This window comes from Aquabacterium sp., assembly GCF_004297345.1.
GTDB lineage: Bacteria > Pseudomonadota > Gammaproteobacteria > Burkholderiales > Burkholderiaceae_C > Aquabacterium.
In genome coordinates this window covers 1-3890 of record NZ_SCTN01000095.1, presented here as the reverse complement: position 1 = coordinate 3890, position 3890 = coordinate 1, and the positions used below count along the sequence as shown (strand labels likewise).

Below are 3890 nucleotides of genomic sequence, written 5' to 3'. Positions count from 1 at the left end.
GCCGGGAGAAGCAACAGGTGCACTGTTGCCGCGCATGGCCTTGAAAAACTCGTTGCTGGGATCCAGCACCATCACATCCGTCTTGCTGCGGAATGTGGAACGGTAAGCTTCCAGGCTGCGATAGAACTGCGCGAACTGAGGATCCTTGCCAAAAGCCTCGGCGTAGATGGCAGACGCTTTGGCATCACCATCACCCTTGATTTTTTGCGCATCGCGATAAGCCTCGGCCACGATGATCTCGCGCTGGCGATCCGCATCAGCGCGGATCTTTTCGCCCTCGGCCCCCCCCGTGGAGCGCAACTCGTTGGCAGCGCGCTTGCGCTCGGACTCCATGCGGCGATAGACCGACTCGGTGATGTTGGCGGCGAAATCCACACGCTTGATGCGCACATCCACGATTTCAATGCCGAACGACTTGGCGTCATCCGCGAGGCGCTTGATCACGCCCTGCATGACCTTGTCGCGCTCGGAGGACAGCATGGACCCCACGGTACGCTTGGTCACTTCCTCGTTCAAGGCCGCCTGAACGATAGGCGAGAGGCGGTTCTCTGCGTTGCGCAGATCGACACCGTTGTTGCGGATGAACTGCTTGGGTTCAACCACACGCCACTTTACCAGCCAGTCGATCACCAGGCTTTTCTTTTCAGCCGTGAAGATGGGGCGCGATTCAGGGCTGTCGAGCGTCTGCACCCGACGATCAAGGCGCACCACGTTTTGCAGAGGTGCGGGCAACTTGGCCTTGAGCCCGGGCTCGCTGATCACTTCCTTGATTTCACCCAGCGCATAGATCACGGCAAACTCTCGCTGGTCCACGATGAACAAAGTCGATGCCGAGATGATGATGGCAAGCACGACGCCGCCAAGGATGATGCCTAATCGATTCATGTCAGATTCCTTGCTGTCCTTGCTGCGTGCGCTTAACGGGCGTCACGATCGCGACTACGCAGACCATCCCGCGAACGGGCATCTGGCGTACCCAGCGTAGGGCTTGAGGAAGCGGGTAACTCAGCGGTACCGCTGCTGGCACCGCCGCCTTGCGTTGCGGGCGGAACAGGCGTCACAGGCGTCGCACCAGCAGGAGACGACAACTGCATCAGCTTATCCAGCGGCAGGTACAACAGATTGCTACCCTGGCGCGAATCCACCATCACCTTGGTGACGTTGCTGTAGATCTGCTGCATGGTGTCAATGTAGAGGCGATCACGCGTCACGCCTGGGGCCTTCTGATACTCGGCCAGCACGGACTTGAAACGCTGCGCGTCACCCTCGGCCTGAGCCACAACCCGAGCAGCGTAACCCGCAGCCTCTTCGCGCAAACGAGCGGCTGTACCTTGCGCCTTGGGGATGACGTCATTGGCGTAAGCCTGGCCTTCATTCTTGAGACGCTCACGGTCTGCACCGGCCTTGAACGCATCATCGAACGCAGCCTGCACTTGCTCAGGCGCCTGAACGCTCTGCACATTCACGTTGGCAATCGTCACGCCAGCCTTGAGCTTGTTGACCTGATGCTGGATCGACTTGACCAACTCCGTGGCAATGGCGTCTCGCTGCTCGTACAGCACCGAATCCATCGTGCTGTTGCCCACGATTTCGCGCACCGCAGACTCTGCCGCCTGCAACACAGCTTCATCCGAGTTGCGATTCTCGAAAAGATACTGACGTGCATCCGAAAGGCGGTACTGCACCGTGAAGCGGATGTCGACAATATTCTCATCACGGGTCAGCATGGAAGAATCACGCAAACCTGTGGCCTGCATGACCGAATTGCTGCCCACATCGATCGAACGCAACTGGGTCAGGTTGACCAGTTCATGGCTCTGGAACGGAAACGGCGCGCGCCACTGGAAGCCTGCATCGACCTTGTGGCTGTATTTGCCAAAGGTCATGACCACAGCCTGCTGGCCTTCCTGAACGATGAAGAAACCGCTACCCAACCAGACCAGCGCGATCAAACCCAGCACCACCCCGACACCGATACCGGCACCTGTGGGATCTGGCGTCATGCTGCCGCCAGGACCATTGTCGCCACCGCCACCATTGCGTCCGGCAAAAATGCCGCTCAGCTTGCGGTTGAGATCGCGCCACAGTTCATCCAGATCCGGCGGTCCGTCATTGCGCTCGTTGTGCATGCCCTGAGCACGAGCCATACCGGGCAGCGCTTGACGAAAAGCTTGCATGCTCAGCCAGCCCAGACGCCGTGTGGCGCCGAGAGAAAACCTGCTCATTTGCCAGACGGCTGATGCCACGGCGCTAACCGCTCCGGGACGACCTGGTTCAGTCGAAGAACCCGTTTCCATGGATTGCATGTTCATGTTCGGATTGTCGGATTGGCAGGGTACGCCGAACTGGGTACCTCTGCATCAATGGGATTGTGCATGCCGAAACGTGGATCTGGTGGCAGATTGGCACCAGGAACACCTTCCAGACCATGCAATGCCGCTTCAGCGAGTACCGCGCGCAACACATCCAGACCCTCGCCCTTGAGCGCGCTGACGAACACCCGCACGCAGCGACGCCCCGAGGGCAATTCGTAGACATCACGCGTCACGCGAGGCTGCTGATGCGCCTCCAGGCAGTCGCTTTTGTTGAACACCAGCACCTGGGTCAATTGGCCGGCGCCGATGCTGTCCAACACGCGCAGTACTTCATCGATCTGCTCATGCAGAACCGGGCTGGCGGCATCCACCACGTGCAGCAGCAGATCCGCCTCAGCGGCCTCTTGCAAGGTCGCCTCGAATGATTCAACCAGGGAGTGAGGCAGATCACGGATGAAGCCCACCGTATCGGACAGCGTGACGCTGCGCTGCGCCTCGGCCAGGAAAAGTTGCCTCGTGGTGGTGTCCAGCGTGGCAAACAGCTTGTTGGCCGCATAGGTACCCGCCTTGGTCAAGGCATTGAACAAGGTGGATTTGCCCGCATTGGTGTAGCCCACCAGAGACACGCGAAAGGCCCCCGTACGCTCACGCGAGCGTCGCTGCGTATTGCGCTGTTTCTTGACTTTGATGAGGCTGGCCTTGAGCGACTTGATCTTGGCATCGATCATCCGGCGATCCAGTTCGATCTGGGTTTCGCCGGGGCCGCCACGGTGCCCTACGCCGCCGCGCTGACGCTCCAGGTGGGACCAACGGCGCACCAGACGCGTCGACAGGTATTGCAAACGAGCCAGCTCGACTTGCAATTTACCTTCATGACTGCGCGCTCTTGCGCCAAAAATTTCGAGGATGAGGCCTGTGCGATCCAGCACCTCGACGCCCAGGTGACGCTCGAGATTGCGTTGCTGCGCAGGAGAAAGCGCCTGATCGAAGATCACGCCGTGGGCCTGGTACAGATCCACGATCGATTTGATCTCGTCGGCTTTGCCTGAGCCCACAAAAAAAGCGGCATCAGGCGATTTGCGTTTGGCTGTGACCTTCGCCACGGGACGATCGCCCGCAGACTCGGCCAACAAGGCAAGCTCGTCCAAAGTGGGGTCAAAGGATGACCCGGGGCCAAAATCGACCCCGACCAGCACGACCCGAGGATCCTCGGAAGGATGAAGCACAGACGTTGAAGATGATGTCGTCAAGGCGTCAGGGCTTGGGTCGGCTGGTTGAGAAAAACTGCACAGCTTTCGCTGATCAGTCTTCGGTCGATTCGCTGGCGTGGAAATTCACCGCACGCCCAGGCACCACCGTGGAAATGGCGTGCTTGTAGACCATTTGCGTGACCGTATTGCGGAGCAACACGACGTACTGGTCGAACGATTCGATATGTCCCTGGAGTTTGATGCCGTTGACCAAGTAAATGGACACCGGCACATGTTCTCTGCGCAAAAGGTTCAGGAAGGGGTCTTGTAGGAGTTGCCCTTTGTTGCTCACGATATGCTCCGTGTTGAAAAGTTTCGGATTTGC

At 58.9% G+C, this 3890-nt stretch carries 4 protein-coding genes; all 4 read right to left on the bottom strand.

What is annotated here, in order from left to right; all coding sequences use genetic code 11:
- A partial coding sequence (gene hflC, locus EPO09_RS02780) for a protease modulator HflC (RefSeq protein WP_290639918.1) occupies window positions 1-885 on the bottom strand: 885 nt, incomplete at its 3' end.
- 32 nt (window positions 886-917) lie between these two features.
- Window positions 918-2177, bottom strand: coding sequence for an FtsH protease activity modulator HflK (gene hflK / locus EPO09_RS02775; protein ID WP_290639916.1), 1260 nt, complete (start codon window positions 2175-2177; stop codon window positions 918-920).
- A 131-nt stretch (window positions 2178-2308) separates the two neighbouring features.
- Window positions 2309-3541, bottom strand: coding sequence for a GTPase HflX (hflX, locus tag EPO09_RS02770; protein WP_290639914.1), 1233 nt, complete (start codon window positions 3539-3541; stop codon window positions 2309-2311).
- Between the two features lie 76 nt (window positions 3542-3617).
- Window positions 3618-3857 (bottom strand): RNA chaperone Hfq, encoded by a 240-nt coding sequence (gene hfq / locus EPO09_RS02765; RefSeq protein WP_290639920.1) that lies wholly within the window; start codon window positions 3855-3857, stop codon window positions 3618-3620.
- Between the last annotated feature and the right edge of the window lie 33 nt (window positions 3858-3890).

What these genes read in the sequence shown, in the direction of transcription:
- hflK (WP_290639916.1), bottom strand. Translation starts at nt 2,177, where the DNA reads ATGCAAGCTTTTCGTCAAGCGCTGCCCGGTATGGCTCGTGCTCAGGGC.